This window comes from Rhizobium sp. WSM4643 (assembly GCF_025152745.1).
In the GTDB taxonomy this organism is placed as follows: Bacteria; Pseudomonadota; Alphaproteobacteria; order Rhizobiales; family Rhizobiaceae; genus Rhizobium; species Rhizobium leguminosarum_I.
The window spans coordinates 4,315,571-4,336,946 of record NZ_CP104040.1 but is presented as its reverse complement, the minus strand read 5'-3'; the positions used below and the strand labels follow the sequence as shown (position 1 = coordinate 4,336,946).

Below are 21,376 nucleotides of genomic sequence, written 5' to 3'. Positions count from 1 at the left end.
ATCCGGACAGCGATGTTCCGGAAGATGAGTTTTATTGTTCATTTCAGGGCGAGAGGCCTGTTTCGGGAGATCGAAATGAAGAACATGTCTGCAGATCGGCGCATGATCAAAATCGCGATGGCCGCCCCTTATCTCGCCCGTCAGGAAGAGCACGATCTCGCCACCCGTTGGAAGGATCACGACGACCGCGGCGCGCGCAACCAGATCGCCATGGCCCATATGCGCCTCGTCATATCCATGGCCGGCAAATTCCGCAATTTCGGCCTGCCGATGAGCGATCTGGTGCAGGAGGGCTATGTTGGCCTGCTGGAAGCCGCCGCTCGCTTCGAGCCGGAGCGCGACGTGCGCTTTTCGACTTATGCAAGCTGGTGGATCAGGGCTTCAATCCAGGACTATATTCTGCGCAACTGGTCGATCGTGCGCGGCGGTACGAGTTCGGCGCAGAAGGCGCTGTTCTTCAATCTGCGCCGTCTTCGCGCCAAACTCGCCAAGGGTGACACGCAGTTGACGCTGCAATCCATTCACCAGGAAATCGCCGCGGCCCTCGGCGTCAGCCTCTCCGATGTGCAAACGATGGATGCCAGGCTTTCCGGCAACGACGCTTCCCTGCAGGCGCCTTCGGTCTCCGGCGATGCCGAGAGTGCGGAGAAGATGGACTTCCTCGTCAGCGACGATCCCCTGCCGGACGAGCAGGTGTCCAACATGATCGACGGTGAGCGCCGCCGCGTCTGGCTAGCCTCGGCGCTGAAACATCTCAACGAACGCGAGATGAAGATCATCAGCGCCCGGCGTCTGGCGGAGGACGGTGCCACGCTTGAAGAACTTGGCGCCGATCTCGGTATTTCCAAGGAACGTGTGCGTCAGATCGAAAGCCGGGCGATGGAGAAGCTTCGCAGCGCGCTCGTCAGCGCCGATCCGCATATGGCGGCCTACGCCTGAAGCCTATCCCCTCCAGCAGCACAGACTGGCCCGGCGCAAGCCGGGCCTTTTTATTCGGCGATGATCTTGACGCGATCGCCTGTAGAAACGGCTGCACCCGTGGGCAGGGCGTTGATGAGCTTGAAGAGATCGAGCTTGCGGTCTGTGCCCATCATGCGGGCTGCGAGCGTCGAGATATTCTCACCCGGCCGGACGGTGACGACGCGGATGCGCAGCGGCTTCAGCGAGGCTGCCTCTGCGGGCGTCATGCGGCGGAAACTCGCGCGCAAGACACTGGCCGTTGGCTCAAGGGCGTCGCTGCCTTTCGGCACGGCGGTCAGGAAACGGAAGATCTGCGAATTGTTGCGGATCACGGTGACATCGAAATCCCAGCGGTCGGCGCTGGCGCGCGCGGTGGCTGCTTCCATGCCGTTGATGGTGATCGGCTGGATGGTCGACGGGTCGAGGCCGGTCACCCAGCCGCTGGAGATATAGTTGGTGAGGCTCTGGTTCTGATTGTCGGCGACGCCATCGAAACGGACGGCGATGTCGTTCGGGCCGGTGGCCATCACCGCCTCGACCTTGTTGTCGATATGGAAATCCGGCGGCACGTCGAAACGGATGCCGAGGCCGCCATGCAGGAAGGTCTGGCCGCGCACATAACCTTCTTCGGGGCTGTCGCCGTAGAGCAGTCCATCTATGCCGTCGAGATAATAATTACGGCCCTTGTCGCCGACCGAGCCTTCCTGGCCGAAGGCCCGGGCGTGGGTGCGGGCAAGCTCTATGCGTTGCGCCGAATTCGGATGGCTCGACAGGAAATCGAGGCTTTGGTCGGCTTCGGGATCAACCGACATGAAACGACTGTAAGCGGCCATCGAATCGAGGAAACGGGCAGCGGCATACGGGTCGTAGCCGGCTTCGCCGAGCATGCGAACACCAATGACATCGGCCTGCAACTCCTGCTGGCGGGAGAAGGCGGCGAGCCGCAGCTTGCCGCGGGCAAGCGCCTGCTTGCCGGCGATGTCGCTGGAGAGGACCTCGGCGACGACGCGGCTGGCAATGACCTCAGCCTCCTCGCGCTTCTGCCGCTCGATGCCGTGGTTTGCGGTCACGTGGCCCATTTCGTGCGACAGCACGGCGGCGACTTCCGAGGCATCGTTGGCAAGGGCGAGCAGGCCGCGGGTGACGTAGAGATAACCCCCCGGCAGCGCAAAGGCATTGATCGCCGGCGAATTCAGGATGGTGATGCGGTAGGACTGGCTCGGATTTTCCGACACCGCCGTCAGGGCGCCGGCGATGCGGGCGACGAGGCGCTCGGTTTTGGCGTCCTTATATTCGCCGCCGTAGCTTGCTACGATGCGCGGATGCTCACGAGCGCCCATCGCCGCGCGCGGATCGTTCTTCTGCACCTCGTCGACGATCTGCGGATTGGAAGAAGGCGAAACACTCGCCTGATAGGATTGGTCGATCAGCGTTTGGCAGCCATTCAGTGCCATTGCGACGGCCGAAAACAGCATCAGGCGACGGGCGAAACGCTGCGGCGCGGAGATGGCATCACTGGAAAGCGCGGGCGATTTCCACGTCGTCAAGCTGTCCAGGCTGTTTCTCCGCATCATGTCGCTGTTTTGCCGGTTTGCCGCAGATTCGGACCGACCATGGCAAAGGGAATTCAACAGGGACGCACCCCTGATCTCGCACTGCACAATCGGCCGATACAAGTCCTTGCTGTAGCTGATTTACGCATCGGTTGCATAGCGAGACTCTGTTTAAATGTGGCGCCGTTGCATTTTGGCAAGCCTCAGGCATCAGGGCCTCCCTTCGCTCGGATGAAATTATGGCGAAAGTTCCGTCACAACGCGGAGATTCGTCGACGGCGCGGAAAAAGAACGACCCGATTGAAGCAACCGGTCCGATAGCAACAATCCTGCGAGAAAATTGCAACCAATGATATATTCATCGAGAAGGAACGCCTTCCGATGAGCATTCTCTCGCCGTCGTGATTCGACTATTCCGCAGCTTCCGCCGCCGTCGGTTGCGGCTTCGTCGTCTCACCGGCGCGGGGCAGCTGCACAGGCTTCAGCATGATGGCGGCGGCAAGGCCGATCAGCGCAATGGCGCAGGAGGTCATGAACAGCGGCGAGAAAGCGGCGGCATAGGTCTCGGCGACGGCCTGGCGGCTCGCTTCGGGAAGGGCGGCCATCATTTTCGGCGTCAGCTGCTTGATATCGGCGACGCCGGGAATGGAGACGCCGACCTTGCCGAGCTCAGAGGCGATGATCGCGCCGTAGATGGAAATGGCGATCGAGGCGCCGCCCATGCGCGACAGCGTCACCGAGCCGGTGGCGGCGCCGACGTCGCGGACGGGTGCTGCATTCTGTATGCCGATAATGGGAACCTGCTGGGCAAGGCCGATGCCGATGCCATGCAGCATCATGATCGCGCCGATGAAGGCGATCGGCGTTCCGGCGTGGATCTGCGACATCAGCGCAAAGGCGGTGGCGCTGCAGATGAGGCTTGCGATGGCGAAGGGCTTGTAGCGCCCCGTTATCGAGATGATGCGGCCTGCGGAAAGCGACCCGCAGACGAGGCCGCCGGTGAGGAGGATGAAGAGCAGGCCGGCGGCAGACGGCGAAAGGCCGGTCGTGGTCTGCAGGAAGAGGGCGAGATAATTGACCATGCCGATGGCGATGGCGCCGCCCATGATCGAGATCACCAGGAGCAGGCTGAAGGTCGAATTGCGAAACAGCTGCAGGGGAACGATCGGTTCCGGCGCGCGGCGCTCGACGAACACCCAGGTGACGGCGCAGACGACGCCGAAGGCGACGATGCCGATACTCTCAGGCGAGATCAACGCGCCGAACAATTCGCTGCTGTCGGTGGCAAGCACGATGCTTGTCGTCGTCATGGCAAGCAGGAGCGCACCGGCATAATCGATCCTGGGGCGGCGATGCGGTTTGCGGTACGGCAGCATGAAGGCAAGGCCGATGAGCACGACGAAGCCGATCGGCACGTTGACGAGGAAGATCGAGCGCCAGCCGAAGAGATCGCTCATCGTGCCGCCGAGCACGGGGCCGATTGCGCCCGATGCCATCAGCACGAGGCTGGAATAGCTTTGGTAGCGAGCCCGTTCGCGCGGCTCGAACAGGTCGGCGTTGACGGCGAAGATCGACACCATGATGCCGCCGCCGCCAAGGCCTTGCAGCACGCGGGCGGCGATCAGCGTGTCCATCGAGACCGCCAGGCCGCAGACTGTCGATCCGACGGTGAAGATCATGATCGCCGTCATCATCACGTATTTGCGGCCGAACAGATCGCCAAGCTTGCCATAGACCGGCATGACGGCGCTCAGCGACAGGAGATAGGCCGAGCCGATCCAGCCGAAGCGCTCGAGATGGCCGAATTCGCCGACGATCGTCGGCAGAGCCGTGGAGACGATCTGATTATCGAGCGTCGCCATGAACATGGCCGTCATCAGGAAGAAGAAGAGAATAAGCCGTCGGCGAGGATCCGTCACGAGCGGCGCAGGCGCGAGTTGCATGTCCATGGAAGGCATCGTTCCGGGTTGATGTGCTTTTATGTGCTAACAGCATATAGTTGTCAATGGCACATTAATGACATCGGCATATTCAATTTTTGAATCGGCTCTGTTATAGTCCTGTGATGAGCGAAATCCTGACCAAGACCCTTTCTGCGGAGCCGGCCGAGCCGGATCGTGAAAATGTGCCGCGTATCGGCCGGAGCATGGCGCGCATGCGGCTGATGACCGGGCGGCGGCTGATCGGCCGGCTGGCGATCCAGAGTGCTGCACCGGGCCTTGAGCTTTCGCATCTCGACGTGCTCGATGCCGTGCGCAAGGCGCAGCCTGCCGGCGAGGTCACCGTCGGCATGATCGCGGAGATGCTGCGCATCGATCCGTCACGGGCAAGCCGGGTGGTGGCCGACATGGTTGGGCGCAATGTGCTGCGCCGCGAGGCCTCGCAGGCCGATGCGCGGCGGATCGTCGTCGTCATGACCGAGGTCGGCCAGGACCTGCTTGCCGAGATCGTCGCGCAGAAACTTGCGATCATTTCCGAGATCGTTTCCGACTGGCCGCAGGAAGATGTCGAGCGCTTCGCAGCGCTTTTCGAGCGCTTCATCGGCGGTTACGAGGCGGTCTTCCTGTCGCGCGACAAGGATACGCCGGGCTGAGGCAGACGCCGTCGTTCGCCGGCCCTTCCCCTCGACCCCTCGTTTGCGCTAAGGGCAATGCCCATGAGCCAATCCACCTTCACCATTCTCCTTGGCGGCGAACTCAGCCTGACGGAACGCCTGCGCCATGCCATCGAAGACAGCCGCTTCATTGCGGCCGATGGCGGCATGCGGCATGCGGCAGCCCTCGGTATTACGCCGGAGCTCTGGGTCGGCGATTTCGATTCGACGCCTGATGATCTCGCCGGTGCATTTCCCGATGTGCCGAAACAGCCTTATCCGGCGGCAAAGGCGGCGACGGACGGCGAAATCGCAGTGGCGGAAGCAATCGCGCGGGGCGCTCGGCGGCTGATCCTCGCCGGTGCGCTCGGTGGTGAACGTTCCGACCACACGCTTCAGCATCTGCTGTCGGCCGTCAGCCTGGCGGAAGAGGGTTTCGACCTGCTGCTGACCTCGGGCAAGGAAGAGGCAGTGCCGCTGGTTGCCGGTACGATCGAACTGGACCTTCCCAAAGGCAGCCTGTTTTCCGTGCCCGGATTCAGCGAGCTGAGAGGGCTTTCCATCGAGAATGCGCGTTATCCGCTGGCAGATTTCCATCTGCCTTTCGGCTCGTCGCGCACGATTTCCAATGTTGCGGAAGGCACCGTTCGCTTTTCGCTCCGCAGCGGCCGGGCAATCGTGCTCGCCCGGCCCTATGATCTTTCCGGAGTCTGATTTTTGGCCCCTCCCATTCTGAAACTCGACGATATCTTCCTGAGCTTCGGCGGTGCACCGCTTCTGGCGGGTGCTGGCCTGCAGATCGAGCCCGGTGACAAGATCTGTCTCGTCGGCCGTAACGGCTCGGGAAAATCGACGCTGCTAAAGATTGCCGCCGGCCTGGTCGAGGCGCAGTCCGGCGAGGTCTTCCGCCATCCGTCCTCGACGGTGCGTTATCTCGAACAAGCGCCGGATTTTGCCGGCTTCAATACGGTGCAGGCCTATGCCGAGGCCGGCCTCGGCCCGGGCGATGACCCCTATCGTGTCACCTATCTGCTGTCGCATCTCGGGCTGAGCGGCGACGAAGACCCCAGAATGCTGTCCGGTGGCGAATCGCGGCGCGCAGCTCTTGCCCGGGTTATGGCACCGGAGCCGGACATTCTCCTGCTCGACGAACCGACCAACCATCTCGACCTGCCGACCATCGAATGGTTGGAAGGCGAGCTGCAAAAGACCCGCAGCGCCTTGGTGCTGATCTCGCACGACCGGCGTTTCCTCGAAAAGGTCTCGACGGCAACCGTCTGGCTCGACCGCGGCACCTCGCGCCGGCTCGACCGCGGCTTTGCGCATTTCGAAGCCTGGCGCGACCAGGTGCTGGAGGCCGAGGAGCTGGAGCAGCACAAGCTCGGCAAGTCGATCGAGCGCGAGGAGCATTGGCTGCGCTATGGCGTCACGGCGCGGCGCAAGCGCAACATGCGCCGTCTCGGCGAGCTGCAGACGATGCGCTCGAACTATCGCGGCCATAAAGGGCCGCAGGGCACAGTGCAGGCGACGGTTTCGGACGCGCAGGAATCCGGCAAGCTGGTGATCGAAGCCGACAAGATCACCAAGAGCTTCGGCGAGCGGGCAATCGTCACGTCGTTTTCGATCCGCGTGCATCGCGGCGACTGCATTGGTCTGGTCGGACCGAACGGCGCCGGCAAGACGACGCTGCTGAAGATGCTGACCGGGCAGCTTTCGCCGGATAGCGGCATCGTCAAGCTCGGCACCAATCTGGAGATCGCGACGCTCGACCAGAAACGCGAGGATCTCGACCCCGAGGATACGCTTGCCAACTATCTGACGGATGGGCGCGGCGAAAACCTGCTCGTCAACGGCGAGCAGCGCCATGTCACCGGCTACATGAAGGAATTTTTGTTCCAGCCGGAACAGGCGCGTACGCCGATCAGAAACCTCTCCGGCGGCGAACGCGCCCGGCTGATGCTGGCGCGCATCCTTTCGCGCCCGACAAACCTTTTGATCCTCGACGAACCGACCAACGATCTCGATATCGAAACGCTCGATCTCCTGCAGGAGATTGTCGCCGGCTTTCCCGGCACTGTCATTCTCGTCAGCCACGACCGCGATTTCCTCGACCGCACCGTGACCTCGACGATTGCACCCGCCGTGCCGGATGCGCCGGATGGTCGCTGGATCGAATATGCCGGCGGCTATTCGGATATGCTTGTACAGCGCAAGGGCGCGCTCGAGGAGCGCAGAAAAGCCGAGAAGGCGGCGGAGAAGCCGAAGACGCAGGAGGCAGCGCCTTCCGCCGGGAGCTCGAAGGCCAAGCTATCCTTCAAGCAGAAATTCGCGTTGGAAAACCTGCCGAAGGAGATGGCGAAGGCCGAAGCCGAAATCGCCAAGCGTGAACAGGTGATGGCAGATCCCAATCTTTTCACGCGCGATCCCGCAGCCTTCAATCGCCTTGCCCGCGAGATGGAAAAACTGCGCGCCAGCCTGACAAAGATGGAAGAGGAGTGGCTGGAGCTCGAAATGCTGCGGGAAGAATTGGAAGGCTGAACCTTCTCTCGCGGCTCACTTTTCCTTGATTCGTCGGTGTGTCGTCCTGCGGCATAAGGTGCCGTCCGGCAGCCGGGGATATTGCCGATCGTAATGGCGACAAGGAATAGTCATATGTCTCGCAAGCCGCATTCCCGTTTTCTCACAGCACTTGCGGCCGGCGGCGTCGCGCTTGCCCTGTCACAAGCCGCACAAGCGCAAGACGCCCAGCGCATTCGTGTTCGCGGCGCAATCGAAAGCCTCAGCGGCGATACGCTCGTCGTCAGGACGCGCGAGGGCAACGATGCGACGGTCGCGCTGAAAGCCGGCTGGAAGGTCGGCGGTATCAAAAAAGCTTCCGTCGAGGATATCAAACCCGGCGATTTCGTCGGCGTCGCCTCGCTTCCGAAGGGCACGGGCCCGGACGGGGCGATCGAGGTACTGATCTTTCCGGCGTCGATGAAGGGAACCGGTGAGGGCAACCGTCCCTGGGATGCGCAGCGGAACAGCCAGATGACGAACGCGACCGTCAGCAACGCCGTCAAATCCGTCGACGGCCACACGATCACGTTGACCTATGAGGGCAAGGAAAAGACTATCTCGATTGCCGATGGCACACCGATCGTGACGTTGGCGCCTGCGACCAAGGATGATCTGAAGCCCGGCGCCGGCGTTGTCGTCACTGGCGAGAAGGGGGCGGACGGCAGCATCTCCGCCAGCCAGATCGCCGTCGGCCTCAACGGCGTCATACCACCCATGTGACGGATGCGCTGCGCATCTTTGTTTTACGCATCGCCGTTAGACCGAATCGCTAGATTCCCTGGTGCCGCACGTCTTTTCAGACGGGCAAAGGGCGCTGCAACGCCGGTAGCAGCGGCGTTTTACAGCGCCGGCGCGGGGACGGCGGCAGCGCCGGCACTGGCGCTGGCGCCGGCTTGGACGACAGGCGGCGATTCCTCGGATTTTGACGGCAGCGCCTGCAGATGCAGCACGCGCGGCTTCAGTGCCTCGAGATAGGCCTCGGAGCGGCCGATATAGATCATGCTGCTTTCAGGCATGGAGGTGAGCAGTTTGGCCATTGTTTCCTGCCATTCCGGCTCCATGCCTTCCAGGACTTCCTCGAAGATGATCCAGCGGGGGCGCACGAGCAGCAGGCGCGCAAAGCCAATCGCCTTCTGTTCGTCGCTGTCGAGCAGCTTGTCCCAGCGGGCACGGGTATCGAGCCTTGCGACCAGCGAATGCAGGCCGGCCTTTTCGAGGGCCGCCTCGACGGCCGCTTTCTCGTATTTCTCCGGGCTTTCGGGAAAGGCCAACGCCTCGCGCAGCGAACCGCCGGGAACGTAGGCAACCTGCGGAACGAACACCATATCGTCGATCGGCGGCAGACCCATCGTGCCGCTGCCGCACGGCCAGAGGCCGGCCATCGCCTGGAACAGCAGCTTACGGTTGACGCTGTGATCGCCGTTGATCATGATCTTGTCGCCGGCCTTGATCACGACATCGGTTTCAAGCAGGCGGAAACCGCCGCATTCATCGATGTCTTCGCCGATCTTAGCGATGATCACCACATCCTTCAGCGTCAGCGTGCCGGGCGCGGCGTTTTCATAGGCTATGCTGTCCTTCAGGTTGAAGTCCTCTTCCATCTCGACCAGCGCCTGGCGGAAATCGGTGACGCGCATCAGCGTGGCACGCCATTCGGCGATCGGGCCGAAATTGGCAACGTACCAGCGCAGCGCCGTGTTGACCTGATTGAAGGCGCCGACGGACATCATCAGCTGGCCGAGGGTGAGGCCGCCGGAGAAATAGGCGGGGGCGGCAACGATGATCGGGATGACGATCACCAGCCAGCCGTAGCCGGCTGAAACCCAGGTAAGATTGGTATTGGCCATGGCGAGCCGCTTGACGACCCTCAGCACCGAGCTGATATCGGTGTTGATGCGCCGGCGCTCGTTTTCCTCGCCGCGGGCAACGGTGATTGCCGGCATGTTTTCGTTGGCGTGCATCAGCGTGAAGCGAAGCTCGGCCTCTTTCGAAAAACGATCGGCATTGAGCTTCACTAGCTTGCGGCCGACGACCTGGCTGAGCACCGAGGCGGAAGCGGCATAGAAAATCGCCGCCCAGACCATGTAGCCCGGAATGGAGAAGCTGTGGCCGCTGATGCGGAAGATGAAGCCGCTCGAAAGCTCCCAGAGCACGCCGATGAAGCTCACCAGGAGAATGGTCGACTGCAGCAGGCCGAGAACCAGCCCTGTCGTGCTTTCGGCGAGGTTGCGGGAATCCTCGTGCAGACGCTGGTCCGGATTGACGCCGATCAGGCCGCTGGAAGCGAGCCGCAGCGCCCGCTTGCGCTTCAGCCACTGGTCGACGAGATCGCGCGACAAGCCTTCGCGCATATAGAGCGCCGTCATCTGGTTCAGCCAGGCCTGCAGCACGTTGAGCAGCAGCAGTGTGCCGGCGATCATCGCGAAGATTTCGAGCTGGTGGAAGAATTCGCCGAGGTCGCGGCGCTCCAGCGAATCATAGAAGGGAGCATTCCACTCGTTCAAAATCACCTGGCCATAGGATGTCGCCAGGATGACGAGGATCAGCACCGTCGCCAGAAACAGCACCTTGCCACGCACTTCCGAATTCCAGAATGCTGAGAACATGACGCCGAGGCGATATGTCAGGCTGAAATCATACCCTACCCTATCCTGCCTTCGGATGCCCGGCCCCCTCTCGATTTTATCTGCCATTACGCTTTTCCACACCGCCCATGCTCCCATTAATAACATGGTGGCGTTACCGGTCTATCAACAGATTCTATCAGTCATTAAAGTGTGATGATGCTTGCATGAGTCTCTCCTGCATGCATTCGCCAGTTGATTCGCAATTCGACTGGGTCTAATTAAGGCCTCCGTGGTGATTTGGCCGGCCGGCTTGCAGCCACGTTAAAAAAGTCGCTAAAGGGCCGCGTGCGGACCGGTAGCGATTTTTGTCGCCGCCGGTTTTTGTTTTTGATCGAGTGACCGCAATGCCCATCAAGATCCCCGATACGCTGCCCGCCTTCGAAACCCTGGTTCAGGAGGGCGTGCGGGTGATGACCGAGACGTTGGCGATCCGTCAGGATATTCGGCCGTTGCAGATCGGGCTGCTCAACCTCATGCCGAACAAGATCAAGACCGAGCTGCAGATGGCCCGCCTGGTCGGCGCCTCGCCGCTGCAGGTGGAGCTGTCGCTCATCCGCATCGGCGGCCACAAGGCGAAGAATACGTCCGAGGACCATCTGCTTGCCTTCTACCAGACCTGGGAGGAGGTAAAGCACCGCAAGTTCGACGGCTTCATCATCACCGGGGCGCCGATCGAGCTTTTGCCGTATGAGGACGTCACCTATTGGGCGGAGATGCAGGAGATTCTCGACTGGACGGAAACGAATGTCCATTCGACGATGAACGTCTGCTGGGGCGCGATGGCGGCGATCTATCATTTTCACGGCGTTCCGAAATACGAGCTGAAAGAGAAGGCCTTCGGCGTCTACCGCCATCGGAACCTGAAACCTTCCTCGATCTATCTCAACGGCTTTTCCGACAATTTCGAAGTGCCGGTGTCGCGCTGGACCGAAGTGCGCCGCGCCGATATCGAAAAATCCGAAAGTCTGGAGATCCTGATGGAATCAGCCGAGATGGGCGTGTGCCTCGTGCACGAGAAGCGGGGCCGGCGGCTCTACATGTTCAACCATGTCGAATATGATTCCACCTCGCTTTCCGACGAATATTTCCGCGACGTCAACGCCGGCGTGCCGATCAAGATGCCACACAATTACTTCCCCCATAACGATCCGGCGCTTGCGCCGCAGAACCGCTGGCGCAGCCATGCGCATCTCCTGTTCGGCAACTGGATCAACGAAATCTATCAGACGACGCCCTTTGATGTGGAAGAGATCGGCACGGATCTCTGACCGTTGCCGATCGCGCCGCGAGCCGATGCCACTGCCTCGATGCTGCGGCTTTTCTTTCCGATCCATCGGTTGCGGATCGAAGCAAATGCGGGCAGGTTCCTGTCCTGAAGCCTACAGCACCGCGCGTCTTCGTTGGACGTGCAATGCACATGTTGAATCGCTGCAAATTCCTCAAATCGGTTCCGAATTGAGGAATTTGCAGCAGAGATAGAATGGACGGTCGATCATGTCGGATAAGTTGGAGCGGGACGTTTTCGGGCGAACGAAGGCGGGCGAGACCGTCTATCGGGTCGAGATCAAAGGCGGCGGGCTGACGGCCAAGATCATCAGCTGGGGTGCGGTCATCCAGGATCTGCGCCTCGAGGGACATGACGCGCCGCTGCAGCTCGGCTTCGACGATTTCGACAGCTACCCGCTCTATTCGTCCTACTTCGGCGCAACGCCAGGCCGCTGCGCCAACCGCGTCGGCGGCGGCAGGTTCACGCTTGACGGCAAGGACTATCAGCTCGAGCCGAATGAAAACGGCGTCACGCATCTGCATGGCGGCAGCGACAATATCGCCAAACGCAACTGGACGATCGTCGAGCATGACGTCGACCGCGTGGTGCTGAAGATCGTCGATCCGGATGGCCGCGCCGGCTATCCCGGCAATTGCACCATCCAGGCGACTTTCTGGGTGCATGGCAACGGTGAACTGTCGATCATCTACGAATCGACCAGCGACCAGCCGACGCTCGCCAATGTCTGCCAGCACGCCTATTTCAACCTCGACGGCCGCGAAGATGCGCTTGGCCATGACATCATGATAGCCGCCGATCATTATCTGCCGACCGATGAAAAGCAGGTGCCGACCGGTGAGATCCGTCCCGTCGAGGGCACGGAATTCGATTTCCGCGAGATGGCGCCGATGAAGCGTTTCGTCGGCAGTGAACAAGCGTTTTACGACCATAATTTCTGCCTGTCGGGCGAGCGTACCGCCAAGCGGAGCGTCGCGCTTGCCCGCAGCCTTTATTCCGGTGTGTCGCTGGAAGTGCGCAGCACGGAGCCAGGCGTGCAGTTCTATGCCGGCTTCAAGCTCGATGTCGCGGCTCCCGGCATCGGCGGGCGCAAATACGGCCCGTTCGCCGGCTTCTGCCTGGAGACGCAGGTCTGGCCGGATGCCATCAATCACCAAGGTTTTCCGAATGCAGTGCTGCGCCCCGGCGAAGTGCTGCGCCAGGAGACGGATTATATCTTCACCAAGAACTGAGCATCCTCCGGCGCCGCGCGTTTCTAAACGCGCGGCGCTGCGGACGCACGACTGTCAAATTTGAGCGCTATGAAGCCCTTGCTGGTCCGCCGGCGAGGGTTTTTCGTTGCATGTTCGATTCTACCTTGCCGATTGGTTCTATATAGGTTCTATTGTGTGCCCATGGATAGAACCAGTCTGATAGCGGAACTGAACAGCCGCGGCCTGCGTGACGAGGCGCTGACCGGGCCGCTCTACAAGCGGCTGGCGCAGACACTGACCGGCCTCATTGAGGAAGGGCTGCTGAAGCCCGGCACCGCACTCCCGGGCGAGCGCGACCTTGCCGAGGCTCTGAAGCTCGGCCGTGTCACCGTGCGCACCGCCTATCGTGACCTAATGGCATCCGGCGCACTGGAATCGCGCCACGGAAGCGGTACTTTCGTGTCGAGCAGGGTGGAGCGCATGGAACAGTCGCTGTGGCGGCTTTCCTCCTTCTCTGCCGACATGCGCTCGCGCGGGCGTCTGCCGGCCGCACGGATATTGTCGCGGGCGGTCAATACGCCGTCGCCGGAGGAATCGTTCCTGCTCGGCCTCGGCGGCGACGAGCCGGTGCTGAGGCTCGACCGCTTGCGCCTTGCCGACGGACTGCCGCTGGCGATCGAACGCGCCGTGGTGCCGATCAAGTTCCTGGGGCACGATGCCGGCGGCGAGGGATCGCTCTACGATGCGCTGACGGCCAGCGGCCACAGGCCCGTGCGCGCGCTGCAGCGGCTGACCGCGGTCACGCTCGACCCATCCTCCGCCGCAATCCTGAACGTCAAATCAGGCGCGCCGGCGCTTCTGATCGAACGTGTCTCGCGCCTGGAAGACCAGCGCGTCGTCGAATACACCCGCTCGCATTATCGCGGCGATGCCTATGATTTCGTTGCCGAATTGAGAATCGGAGATGACCTATGAATGACAACCAGTCACTGATGCTGCAGGAAGCCGGTCAATCGCCGGAGGTGGTGGCCACGCTGCTCGAAAAGGAAAAACCGGTCTTTGCCGAGATCGCCCGGCTGTTTTCGTCCGCCCGCCCGAGTGTGGTGACGACGGCGGCGCGCGGCTCCTCGGACCACGCCGCCACCTTCTTCAAATACCTCTTCGAGATCACCTGTGGCGTTCCGGTCGCCTCAGTCGGTCCGTCGATCGCTTCCGTTTATGGTGCGGCGCTGCATCTGAAGGGCGGCGTGCATTTCACCGTCTCGCAGTCGGGTGCCAGCCCCGACATCGTCGCGCTGCAGGATGCGGCGAAGAAGGGCGGGGCAACGACGATCGCCGTTGTCAACGTCACCGACAGCCCGCTTGCGAAACAGGCCGATATTGTTCTCGGTCTCAATGCCGGCGCGGAAAAGAGTGTCGCGGCGACAAAATCCTTCATCGCCTCGGTCGCCGCCCTTTCCGGCGTGACGGCTGCGATCGGCGGTGGATCCGATCTGCAGGCCGCGCTCGGCAAGCTGCCGGAGGCACTGTCGGCGACCGCGGGGATCGACACGGCGGCAGCCGAAGAGGTGCTCTTCAACGCGACCTCGCTTTATACGGCCGGCCGCGGCCCGGCTTTCGCGATCGCTCTCGAAGCGGCGCTGAAGGCCAAGGAAACCTCCGGCCTGCATGCCGAAGCCTTTTCGCTGGCGGAATTGATGCATGGCCCGATGCGCCTGGTGCAGCCGGGCTTCCCGATCGTCGCCTTTGCGCCCGACGATGCGGCCTTCGCCAACAATGTCCAGGCGCTGGAACGCCTGCAGAAGCTCGGCGCCACCACCGTCGGCTTCTCGGCACAACCGCTCTCCGGCGTCCATCTGCGCGTGCCGACGACGGGCAACGGCCTCGTCGATCCGCTGGTGTCGCTGCTCGTCTATTACCGGCTGATCGAGTCGGTGACGCGCCGCAAAGGCTTCGATCCCGACAAGCCGGCAAACCTGCTCAAGGTGACGGAGACGGTCTGATGGTCCGCAAGATCTTCCTCGGTGCTCGCATCTTCGACGGCGAGCGCTTCCATGACGACAAGGCCCTCATCGTTGCCGGCGGCCGCGTCGAAGCGATCATCGCCAGAAATGATCTGCCGGACGGCGAGGTGGTGACGCTTGCCGGCGGGGTTCTGTCGGCCGGTTTCATCGATGCGCAGGTCAATGGCGGCGCCGGGCGGATGCTGAACGACGAGCCTTCCACCACCTCGATGGACATCATCGCCCGGGGGCACCGATCCTATGGCACGACGTCGCTGCTGCCGACGCTGATCACCGATACATCAGAGGCCTCCATTGCCGCCATCGACGCGGCCAAGGCGGCAGTGAAAATGAACCGCGGCGTCGCCGGTCTGCATCTGGAAGGCCCGCATCTGGCGCCTGCGCGCAAGGGCGCGCATCTGGCCGAATTGATGCGGCCGGTGGAGGGCCGCGACGTCAAGGCCTTCATCCGGGCGCGCGAGGCGATCGGCACGCTGCTCGTCACCATGGCCGCCGAGCAGGTGACGGTTGCCCAGGTGCGCGAGCTTGCGGAAGCCGGCGTCACCGTCAGCATCGGCCATTCCGATTGTTCGAGCGAGGCGGCGGAGGAACGTTTCGATGCCGGCGCACGGGGCGTCACGCATCTCTTCAACGCCATGAGCCAGTTGGGACACCGGGCGCCCGGTCTCGTCGGCGCTGCGATCGATCATCCCTCGATCTGGTGCGGCATCATCGCCGACGGCCATCATGTCGATCCGAAGGCCCTGCGCACGGCGCTTCGTGCCAAACGCGGCGAAGGCAAGCTGTTTTTCGTCACCGACGCGATGTCGCTCGTCGGATCGGAGAAGGATTCGTTCACGCTGAACGGACGCACCGTCCGGCGCGAAAGGGGCGGTTTCTGCTCGAAGCTAGTGCTTTCCGACGGCACGTTGGCCGGTTCCGACGTCGACATGATCTCGACGATCCGTTACGGCGTCACCTATCTCGACCTGACGCTCGCCGAGGCCTTGCGTATGGCGACCCTTTATCCGGCTCGGTTCCTCCGGCTTGCCGATCGCGGCCATCTCTCGCCGGGCGCGCGTGCCGATCTCGTGCATCTCACCGATGCGCTTGCCGTCACCGCCACTTGGCTCAGTGGCGAAGCGGCCTGAAATCAAGGATAAGCCGGATGACTGATATTACCGATGCCTACTTCTCCAATCTGATCGGCCGGCTGGAAGAACTCAAGCAGACGCTTGCCCAGCCGATGGCGCAGGCAGCAGCCGTCATCCTCAATGCTGCCCGCGGCGACAAGCGTGTCTATGTCTTCGGTACCGGCCATTCGCATATGCTGGCGGAAGAGGTGCACTATCGTGCCGGCGGGCTCGCCTTCACCGTTCCGGTGCTCGTCGGCTCGGCCATGCTGCATGAGGGTGCAGTCATCAGTTCGGTCTATGAGCGCACGCAGGGCCTGGTGCGGCCGATGCTGGAGCGTTACGGCATGCAGCCGGGCGATGTCATCATCATCGCCTCCAATTCGGGCGTGAACGCCGCGCCGATTGAGGCCGCCGACTATGCGCGCGAAATCGGCGCAAAGGTGATTGCCATCACTTCGATCGCCTATTCCTCAGCGATCGCCAATGGCCGCCGGCGGCTCGCCGACGCGGCCGATGTGGTGCTCGACAACGGGCTGCCACCGGGTGACGCCGTTGTCGATCTCGAAGGCACGGGGCTTCGGGTCGGGCCAGTCTCGACGGCGGTCGGGGTGACGGTCATCAATGCGATCTTCGCAGAGGTCGCTTCGGAGCTTTCGAAATCCGGCGATGCGCCGATTTATCTCAGCGCCAACATGCCGGGTGCCGCCGAGATCAACCAGGAGCTCGTCAAGAAATATCGGCCGCGCAACCCGCATCTCTAGGGCAATTCCAGCAAAAGCGCGTAGCGGTTTTGCATCCTGAATTGCGTGAAAACAAAGAGATAGAGCATGATGCCGAAAAGTGTGTGCGGTTTTCGCGCGACATCATGCCCCGATTATTTAATTGAGACGGCGGAAAAAAAAGGCCGGCGCGAGCCGGCCTCTCCGATAGGCTGAAACCAGGATCAGTCCTTGGCGCGTTCGACGTAGGAATTGTCTTCCGTGGCGATGACGACGCGGGTGCCGGCATTGATGTGCGGCGGCACCATGGCGCGCACGCCGTTCGACAAAATCGCCGGCTTGTAAGAGGACGATGCCGTCTGGCCCTTGACGACCGGTTCCGTCTCCATGATTTCGAGCGTGACGTGGCGCGGCAGTTGGAGCGCCAGCGCAATGCCTTCATGCATCGAGAGGATGCAGGACATGCCTTCCTGCAGATAAGCCTTGTCGTCACCCATGGTGTCGACATCGACGACGACCTGGTCGTAGGTCGCCGGGTTCATGAAGTGGAAGCCTTCGCCGTCTTCATAGAGATATTGGAAGGAGACGTCTTCGACGAAGGCGCGCTCGACCTGTTCGGTGGTGCGCCAGCGCTCGGAAACCTTCACGCCGTCGACGATGCGGCGCATGTCGACCTGGGTGACCGGCGTGCCCTTGCCCGGATGAAAGTTCTGGGCGGTGAGAACGACGTAGAGCTTGCCGTCGACATCGAGAACGTTGCCCTTGCGGACCGAAGAGGCGATGACCTTGACCATAAGACTTCCTTGTAACTCGGCTTTCGGCGTCGTAGATGACTGGCGAGACGCCCCGAAGACGCAAATGTTTTTCTTTGGGGCGCAACTAACCTAAAATCCGGGAAATAGCCACCCCCAATACCGGCTTCTCCGGCGAAGAAAGCTTGGAATGAACTCTTCGGCGAAAGCGTCCCCTTGGTGGACCCCGTCCGTGCATGCCGACCGCCGTCCGTTCCTGGTCGGGCGCAACGCAATCCAGGCGGCGTTGCGCGGGTTTTTTGCGCGCGAGGATTTCATCGAGGTGGATACGGCGGTGCTGCAGGTTTCCCCCGGCAACGAGGCGCATCTGCATGCCTTCGCCACGGAAGCGCTGACGACGGATGGGCAAAGGGCGCCGTTCTACCTGCATACCTCGCCGGAATTTGCCTGCAAGAAGCTGCTTGCGGCGGGCGAGGAACGCATCTCGTGTTTTGCCCATGTCTATCGCAACCGCGAGCGCGGGCCGCTGCATCATCCTGAGTTCACTATGCTCGAATGGTATCGGGCCGGCGAAAGCTACGAGAGCCTGATGATGGATTGCGTGCGGATCCTGGCGCTGGCGACTGAGACGGTGAAGACCGGGAAGCTTGCCTATCGCGGCGCCGAGAGCGATCCCTTTGCCGGGCCGGAGCGGATCAGCGTTGCCGAAGCCTTCGAGCGTCATGCCGGCATCGATCTTCTCGCCTCGGTCGCCGCCGACGGTTCGACCGACCGCGACCATCTGGCCGCCGAGACGAAGCGCGTCGGCATGCGTGTTGCCGATGACGACGGCTGGGCCGATCTCTTCAGCCGGGTGCTTGTGGAAAGGATCGAGCCGCATCTTGGTTTCGGCCGAATCACCATCCTCGACGAATATCCGATCTCAGAGGCGGCACTTGCCCGTCCCTCGGCAGACGACTCGAGGGTCGCCGAACGTTTTGAGCTCTATGCCTGCGGCGTCGAGCTTGCGAACGGTTTCGGCGAGCTCACCAACGCTGCCGAACAGCGGCGACGGTTCGAGATCGAGATGGCCGAGAAGGCGCGGGTCTACGGCGAGACCTATCCAATCGACGAGGATTTTCTCGCTGCGCTGCCGCTGATGCCTGAGGCAAGCGGTATCGCGCTCGGCTTCGACCGGCTGGTGATGCTGGCGACGGGAGCATCACGCATCGACCAGGTGCTCTGGGCGCCGGTGGCGGAGGTCGGAAGATGAATGCCGTCAAACCGATCAAGAGCGTCGACGATCTTGTGAAGGCGGGACTGGTCGCGTCTGCCGATCGCGCAGCGCTCGAGGAGGTTGCGGCGCGTTATGCGATTGCGCTGACGCCTGCAATCAGCAAGCTCATCGACCGCACCGATCCCGTTGATCCGATCGCTCGGCAATTCGTGCCTGATACAGCCGAACTCACGGTCGCCCGCGAAGAACGGGCCGATCCGATCGGCGATCATGCCCACAGCCCCGTCGTAGGCATCGTTCACCGTTACCCCGATCGTGTCTTGCTCAAGGCCGTGCATGTCTGCCCGGTCTATTGCCGCTTCTGCTTCCGCCGCGAAATGGTGGGGCCGCAGGGCCTCGGCACGCTCGATGCCGCGGCGATGCAGGCCGCTTTCGATTATATAAGCAGTCATGAGGAGATCTGGGAGGTCATCCTCACCGGCGGCGATCCGCTGGTGCTTTCCTCGCGCCGGCTCCACGACATCATGGAGGCGCTTGCCGGCATCGCGCATGTGAAGATCATCAGGTTCCACACGCGTGTCCCGGTCGTCGACCCCGAGAAGATCGATGCGACGATGATCGCGGCACTGAAGGCGAGCGGCAAGACGGTCTATATCGCGCTGCACGCCAACCATGTGAGAGAGCTGACGACGGAAGCGCGGGCCGCCTGCGGCCGCCTCGTCGATGCCGGCATTGCCATGGTCAGCCAGTCGGTGCTGCTCAAGGGCGTCAACGACGATCCCGCCGTGCTGGCGGAGTTGATGAAGGCCTTCGTCGAAATCCGTGTCAAACCCTATTACCTGCATCATCCTGATCTGGCGCCCGGCACCAGCCACTTCAGAGTGACGATCGAGGAAGGACAGAAGATCGTCGCGGCGCTGCGCGGGCGGATTTCCGGGCTCTGCCAGCCGGCCTACATCCTCGACATCCCAGGCGGTCACGGCAAGGCCGTCGTCACTGGGAGCGCGATCCGGGCGACAGGTGACGGATGTTATTCCGTCACCGATTATCGCGGTGGCGAGCATTCCTATCCGCCGGCCGATTGAGACAAAAGCGGCGCTTTCGTATCATTTCTGTACTCGCCACGTCGGAAACCAGAGTGTGTCGCAACGGCGAAATTATCTTAAGCCATTGATATAAAATGGTTGTTTATGATGGTGTAGGAAGGATCGCTAAAATCCTAACTATGAGCCTTAGTCATATTTAACTCAATAAATTAGCGGAATGTTCTGTTTTCCGCACTAAAAGAACGCTCATGACAAGGCGATGAACGCCGGTTCGGGATCATGAGAATCTTGGAGTGATGGGATGAATAAGGCAATCCGCGACCTCGTAGCTAAATTCGGCAAGCTTCCCGGGTCGATCGACCAGGTTGCCGACGATGCCGATCTTTATGCGGCAGGTTTGACGTCCTTTGCTTCTGTGCAGTTGATGCTTGGCCTCGAAGAAGCCTTCGACATCGAATTTCCCGACAATCTCCTGAACCGCAAATCCTTCGCGAGCATCTCGGCCATCGCCAGGACCGTCGATCTCATCCGGGACGGCCGGAAGGTCGCGTGATGAATTTCCCCGTCAAGATCATGCAGGACGGTCTTGTCGCAAGGGTGGCCCGCGTCGCCGAAATCGCGGCGAAACACGCGGATACCGTCGATACCGAAGCCCGTTTCCCCCGGGAAGCCGTCGATGCGATGAAGGCCGAAAGGCTGCTCGGCATCCAGGTGCCGCGCCATCTCGGCGGCGAATCCGCCTCGATCACCGAGATCGCCGAATTGTGCTCGATGCTCGGCCAGGCCTGTGCCGCGAGCGCCATGGTTTTCGCCATGCACCACATCAAGCTGTCGAGCCTCGTTGAACACGGCGCCGACAGCGAATGGCATCGCGGTTTCATGCGCCGCGTCGCCGCCGAGCAGCTGCTGATCGCATCCGCCACCACCGAAGGCGGTATCGGCGGAAACCTGCGCAACAGCATCTGTGCGGTCGAAGTCGATGGCGACACGTGCCGCCTCGAAAAGGATGCGACCGTGATTTCCTACGGCTCGCATGCCGACGCCATTCTCATCACCTCGCGTGCCCACGCGCAGGCGGCTTCCTCCGATCAGGTGCTGACGGCCTTCCTCAAGGACCAGTACACGCTCGAGAAAACGCATGTCTGGAATACGCTCGGCATGCGCGGCACCTGCTCCGACGGCTTCCTGTTCAAGGGCGAAGCGCCGGCTTGCCAGATCCTGCCGAAGCCTTTCGCGGAGATCGCGGCGCAGTCCATGCTTGCCTCCTCGCACCTCTTGTGGAGCGGCGTCTGGTACGGCATTGCCGTCGACGCCGTTGTGCGCGCCCAGGCTTTCGTGCGTGCCGCAGCCCGCAGGGCGCCGGATGCCCAGCCGCCGGGCGCGCTGCGCCTCGCCGAGGTTTCGAACCTGTTGCAGATGGTGAAATCCAACGTGGTTGCCGGCCTCAAGGCCTATGAGGATGCCAAGGCCGATGCCGACAGGCTGTCTTCGATGGGATTTGCCGTGGCGATGAACAACGTCAAGATCGCCTCGTCCGAGACCATCCTGGAGATCGTCAACCATGCGATGCTGATCTGCGGCATCATGGGCTACAAGAATGGTACGCCCTTCAGCCTTGGACGCCATCTGCGCGACGCGCATTCCGCACAGCTCATGATTTCGAACGATCGCATCCTCGGCAACACGTCGAGCATGCTTCTTGTCCATAAGCAGGACACTAGCCTACTGGGGTGA

General features: G+C 61.8%; 19 protein-coding genes and 1 riboswitch. Of the genes, 15 read left to right on the top strand and 4 right to left on the bottom strand.

The genetic code is table 11. The features are described from left to right. Positions 1-75 precede the first annotated feature (75 nt). Positions 76-939: an RNA polymerase factor sigma-32 gene (locus tag N1937_RS21395; RefSeq protein WP_012759432.1), complete on the top strand. Its 864-nt coding sequence runs from the start codon at positions 76-78 to the stop codon at positions 937-939. 50 nt (positions 940-989) lie between these two features. Here the strand turns inward: N1937_RS21395 and N1937_RS21390 are convergent, their stop codons facing one another. Together N1937_RS21390 and N1937_RS21385 are read right to left on the bottom strand one after the other, a co-directional pair. Then, positions 990-2,534 (bottom strand): M48 family metalloprotease, encoded by a 1,545-nt coding sequence (locus N1937_RS21390; RefSeq protein WP_260056925.1) that lies wholly within the window; start codon positions 2,532-2,534, stop codon positions 990-992. A 389-nt stretch (positions 2,535-2,923) separates the two neighbouring features. After that, entirely contained in the window at positions 2,924-4,462 is a 1,539-nt protein-coding gene (locus N1937_RS21385; protein WP_260056924.1) for an MDR family MFS transporter, read from the bottom strand. Between the two features lie 116 nt (positions 4,463-4,578). Between N1937_RS21385 and N1937_RS21380 the strand changes: the two genes are divergently transcribed. From N1937_RS21380 to N1937_RS21365, 4 genes are all read left to right on the top strand, one after another. Continuing rightward, the gene (locus N1937_RS21380; RefSeq protein WP_026154349.1) at positions 4,579-5,106 is read left to right on the top strand and encodes a MarR family winged helix-turn-helix transcriptional regulator; all 528 of its coding nucleotides are present in this window, start codon (positions 4,579-4,581) and stop codon (positions 5,104-5,106) included. A gap of 57 nt (positions 5,107-5,163) precedes the next feature. Beyond that, positions 5,164-5,820 carry a thiamine diphosphokinase gene (locus N1937_RS21375; RefSeq protein ID WP_260056923.1) on the top strand — a complete coding sequence of 219 codons (657 nt, stop codon included), beginning with the start codon at positions 5,164-5,166 and terminating at the stop codon, positions 5,818-5,820. A 3-nt stretch (positions 5,821-5,823) separates the two neighbouring features. After that, a complete protein-coding gene (locus tag N1937_RS21370; protein ID WP_260056922.1) occupies positions 5,824-7,644 on the top strand; it encodes an ABC-F family ATP-binding cassette domain-containing protein in 1,821 nt (606 codons plus the stop codon). Positions 7,645-7,758: 114 nt separating this feature from the next. Beyond that, on the top strand, positions 7,759-8,385 hold the full coding sequence (locus tag N1937_RS21365) for a DUF5666 domain-containing protein (RefSeq protein WP_260056921.1): 627 nt from the start codon (positions 7,759-7,761) through the stop codon (positions 8,383-8,385). A 119-nt stretch (positions 8,386-8,504) separates the two neighbouring features. On the opposite strand, the gene N1937_RS21360 is transcribed toward N1937_RS21365, so the two are convergent. Further along, positions 8,505-10,397, bottom strand: a complete 1,893-nt coding sequence (locus tag N1937_RS21360; RefSeq protein WP_260056920.1) for an ABC transporter ATP-binding protein/permease — start codon at positions 10,395-10,397, stop codon at positions 8,505-8,507. Positions 10,398-10,511: 114 nt separating this feature from the next. Then, positions 10,512-10,589, top strand: a riboswitch (SAM riboswitch). 47 nt (positions 10,590-10,636) lie between these two features. Between N1937_RS21360 and metA the strand changes: the two genes are divergently transcribed. From metA to N1937_RS21330, 6 genes are all read left to right on the top strand, one after another. Next, positions 10,637-11,560: a homoserine O-acetyltransferase MetA gene (metA, locus tag N1937_RS21355; RefSeq protein ID WP_162115046.1), complete on the top strand. Its 924-nt coding sequence runs from the start codon at positions 10,637-10,639 to the stop codon at positions 11,558-11,560. Positions 11,561-11,786: 226 nt separating this feature from the next. After that, positions 11,787-12,809, top strand: a complete 1,023-nt coding sequence (locus tag N1937_RS21350) for an aldose epimerase family protein (RefSeq protein ID WP_162115047.1) — start codon at positions 11,787-11,789, stop codon at positions 12,807-12,809. 162 nt (positions 12,810-12,971) lie between these two features. Further along, entirely contained in the window at positions 12,972-13,745 is a 774-nt protein-coding gene (locus N1937_RS21345) for a GntR family transcriptional regulator (RefSeq protein ID WP_207156993.1), read from the top strand. Continuing rightward, a complete protein-coding gene (locus tag N1937_RS21340) occupies positions 13,742-14,773 on the top strand; it encodes an SIS domain-containing protein (protein WP_162115049.1) in 1,032 nt (343 codons plus the stop codon). Before N1937_RS21345 ends, N1937_RS21340 begins: the two co-directional genes overlap by 4 nt. After that, positions 14,773-15,924, top strand: a complete 1,152-nt coding sequence (gene nagA / locus N1937_RS21335; protein WP_260056919.1) for an N-acetylglucosamine-6-phosphate deacetylase — start codon at positions 14,773-14,775, stop codon at positions 15,922-15,924. The genes N1937_RS21340 and nagA overlap by 1 nt, the downstream gene beginning before the upstream one ends. A 17-nt stretch (positions 15,925-15,941) precedes the next feature. Beyond that, positions 15,942-16,670: an SIS domain-containing protein gene (locus tag N1937_RS21330; RefSeq protein ID WP_260056918.1), complete on the top strand. Its 729-nt coding sequence runs from the start codon at positions 15,942-15,944 to the stop codon at positions 16,668-16,670. Positions 16,671-16,852: 182 nt separating this feature from the next. Here N1937_RS21330 and efp read toward each other — a convergent pair whose 3' ends face one another. Continuing rightward, positions 16,853-17,422: an elongation factor P gene (efp, locus tag N1937_RS21325; protein WP_170258218.1), complete on the bottom strand. Its 570-nt coding sequence runs from the start codon at positions 17,420-17,422 to the stop codon at positions 16,853-16,855. A 148-nt stretch (positions 17,423-17,570) separates the two neighbouring features. Here efp and epmA point away from each other — a divergent pair, with 148 nt between their 5' ends. The 4 genes from epmA to N1937_RS21305 all read left to right on the top strand — a co-directional run bounded on the left by epmA (position 17,571) and on the right by N1937_RS21305 (position 21,376). Further along, positions 17,571-18,632: an EF-P lysine aminoacylase EpmA gene (epmA, locus tag N1937_RS21320; protein ID WP_260056917.1), complete on the top strand. Its 1,062-nt coding sequence runs from the start codon at positions 17,571-17,573 to the stop codon at positions 18,630-18,632. Next, entirely contained in the window at positions 18,629-19,681 is a 1,053-nt protein-coding gene (locus N1937_RS21315) for a lysine-2,3-aminomutase-like protein (protein WP_260056916.1), read from the top strand. Before epmA ends, N1937_RS21315 begins: the two co-directional genes overlap by 4 nt. 262 nt (positions 19,682-19,943) lie before the next feature. Beyond that, positions 19,944-20,195 carry an acyl carrier protein gene (locus tag N1937_RS21310; protein WP_017962508.1) on the top strand — a complete coding sequence of 84 codons (252 nt, stop codon included), beginning with the start codon at positions 19,944-19,946 and terminating at the stop codon, positions 20,193-20,195. Beyond that, entirely contained in the window at positions 20,195-21,376 is a 1,182-nt protein-coding gene (locus N1937_RS21305) for an acyl-CoA dehydrogenase family protein (protein WP_260059003.1), read from the top strand. Before N1937_RS21310 ends, N1937_RS21305 begins: the two co-directional genes overlap by 1 nt.

What these genes read in the sequence shown, in the direction of transcription:
- N1937_RS21330 (WP_260056918.1), top strand. Translation starts at nt 15,942, where the DNA reads ATGACTGATATTACCGATGCCTACTTCTCCAATCTGATCGGCCGGCTG.
- N1937_RS21365 (WP_260056921.1), top strand. Translation starts at nt 7,759, where the DNA reads ATGTCTCGCAAGCCGCATTCCCGTTTTCTCACAGCACTTGCGGCCGGC.
- N1937_RS21340 (WP_162115049.1), top strand. Translation starts at nt 13,742, where the DNA reads ATGAATGACAACCAGTCACTGATGCTGCAGGAAGCCGGTCAATCGCCG.
- epmA (WP_260056917.1), top strand. Translation starts at nt 17,571, where the DNA reads ATGAACTCTTCGGCGAAAGCGTCCCCTTGGTGGACCCCGTCCGTGCAT.
- metA (WP_162115046.1), top strand. Translation starts at nt 10,637, where the DNA reads ATGCCCATCAAGATCCCCGATACGCTGCCCGCCTTCGAAACCCTGGTT.
- N1937_RS21380 (WP_026154349.1), top strand. Translation starts at nt 4,579, where the DNA reads ATGAGCGAAATCCTGACCAAGACCCTTTCTGCGGAGCCGGCCGAGCCG.
- N1937_RS21305 (WP_260059003.1), top strand. Translation starts at nt 20,195, where the DNA reads ATGAATTTCCCCGTCAAGATCATGCAGGACGGTCTTGTCGCAAGGGTG.
- nagA (WP_260056919.1), top strand. Translation starts at nt 14,773, where the DNA reads ATGGTCCGCAAGATCTTCCTCGGTGCTCGCATCTTCGACGGCGAGCGC.
- N1937_RS21385 (WP_260056924.1), bottom strand. Translation starts at nt 4,462, where the DNA reads ATGGACATGCAACTCGCGCCTGCGCCGCTCGTGACGGATCCTCGCCGA.
- N1937_RS21395 (WP_012759432.1), top strand. Translation starts at nt 76, where the DNA reads ATGAAGAACATGTCTGCAGATCGGCGCATGATCAAAATCGCGATGGCC.
- N1937_RS21350 (WP_162115047.1), top strand. Translation starts at nt 11,787, where the DNA reads ATGTCGGATAAGTTGGAGCGGGACGTTTTCGGGCGAACGAAGGCGGGC.
- N1937_RS21310 (WP_017962508.1), top strand. Translation starts at nt 19,944, where the DNA reads ATGAATAAGGCAATCCGCGACCTCGTAGCTAAATTCGGCAAGCTTCCC.
- N1937_RS21315 (WP_260056916.1), top strand. Translation starts at nt 18,629, where the DNA reads ATGAATGCCGTCAAACCGATCAAGAGCGTCGACGATCTTGTGAAGGCG.
- N1937_RS21345 (WP_207156993.1), top strand. Translation starts at nt 12,972, where the DNA reads ATGGATAGAACCAGTCTGATAGCGGAACTGAACAGCCGCGGCCTGCGT.
- N1937_RS21390 (WP_260056925.1), bottom strand. Translation starts at nt 2,534, where the DNA reads ATGATGCGGAGAAACAGCCTGGACAGCTTGACGACGTGGAAATCGCCC.
- efp (WP_170258218.1), bottom strand. Translation starts at nt 17,422, where the DNA reads ATGGTCAAGGTCATCGCCTCTTCGGTCCGCAAGGGCAACGTTCTCGAT.
- N1937_RS21360 (WP_260056920.1), bottom strand. Translation starts at nt 10,397, where the DNA reads ATGTTATTAATGGGAGCATGGGCGGTGTGGAAAAGCGTAATGGCAGAT.
- N1937_RS21375 (WP_260056923.1), top strand. Translation starts at nt 5,164, where the DNA reads ATGCCCATGAGCCAATCCACCTTCACCATTCTCCTTGGCGGCGAACTC.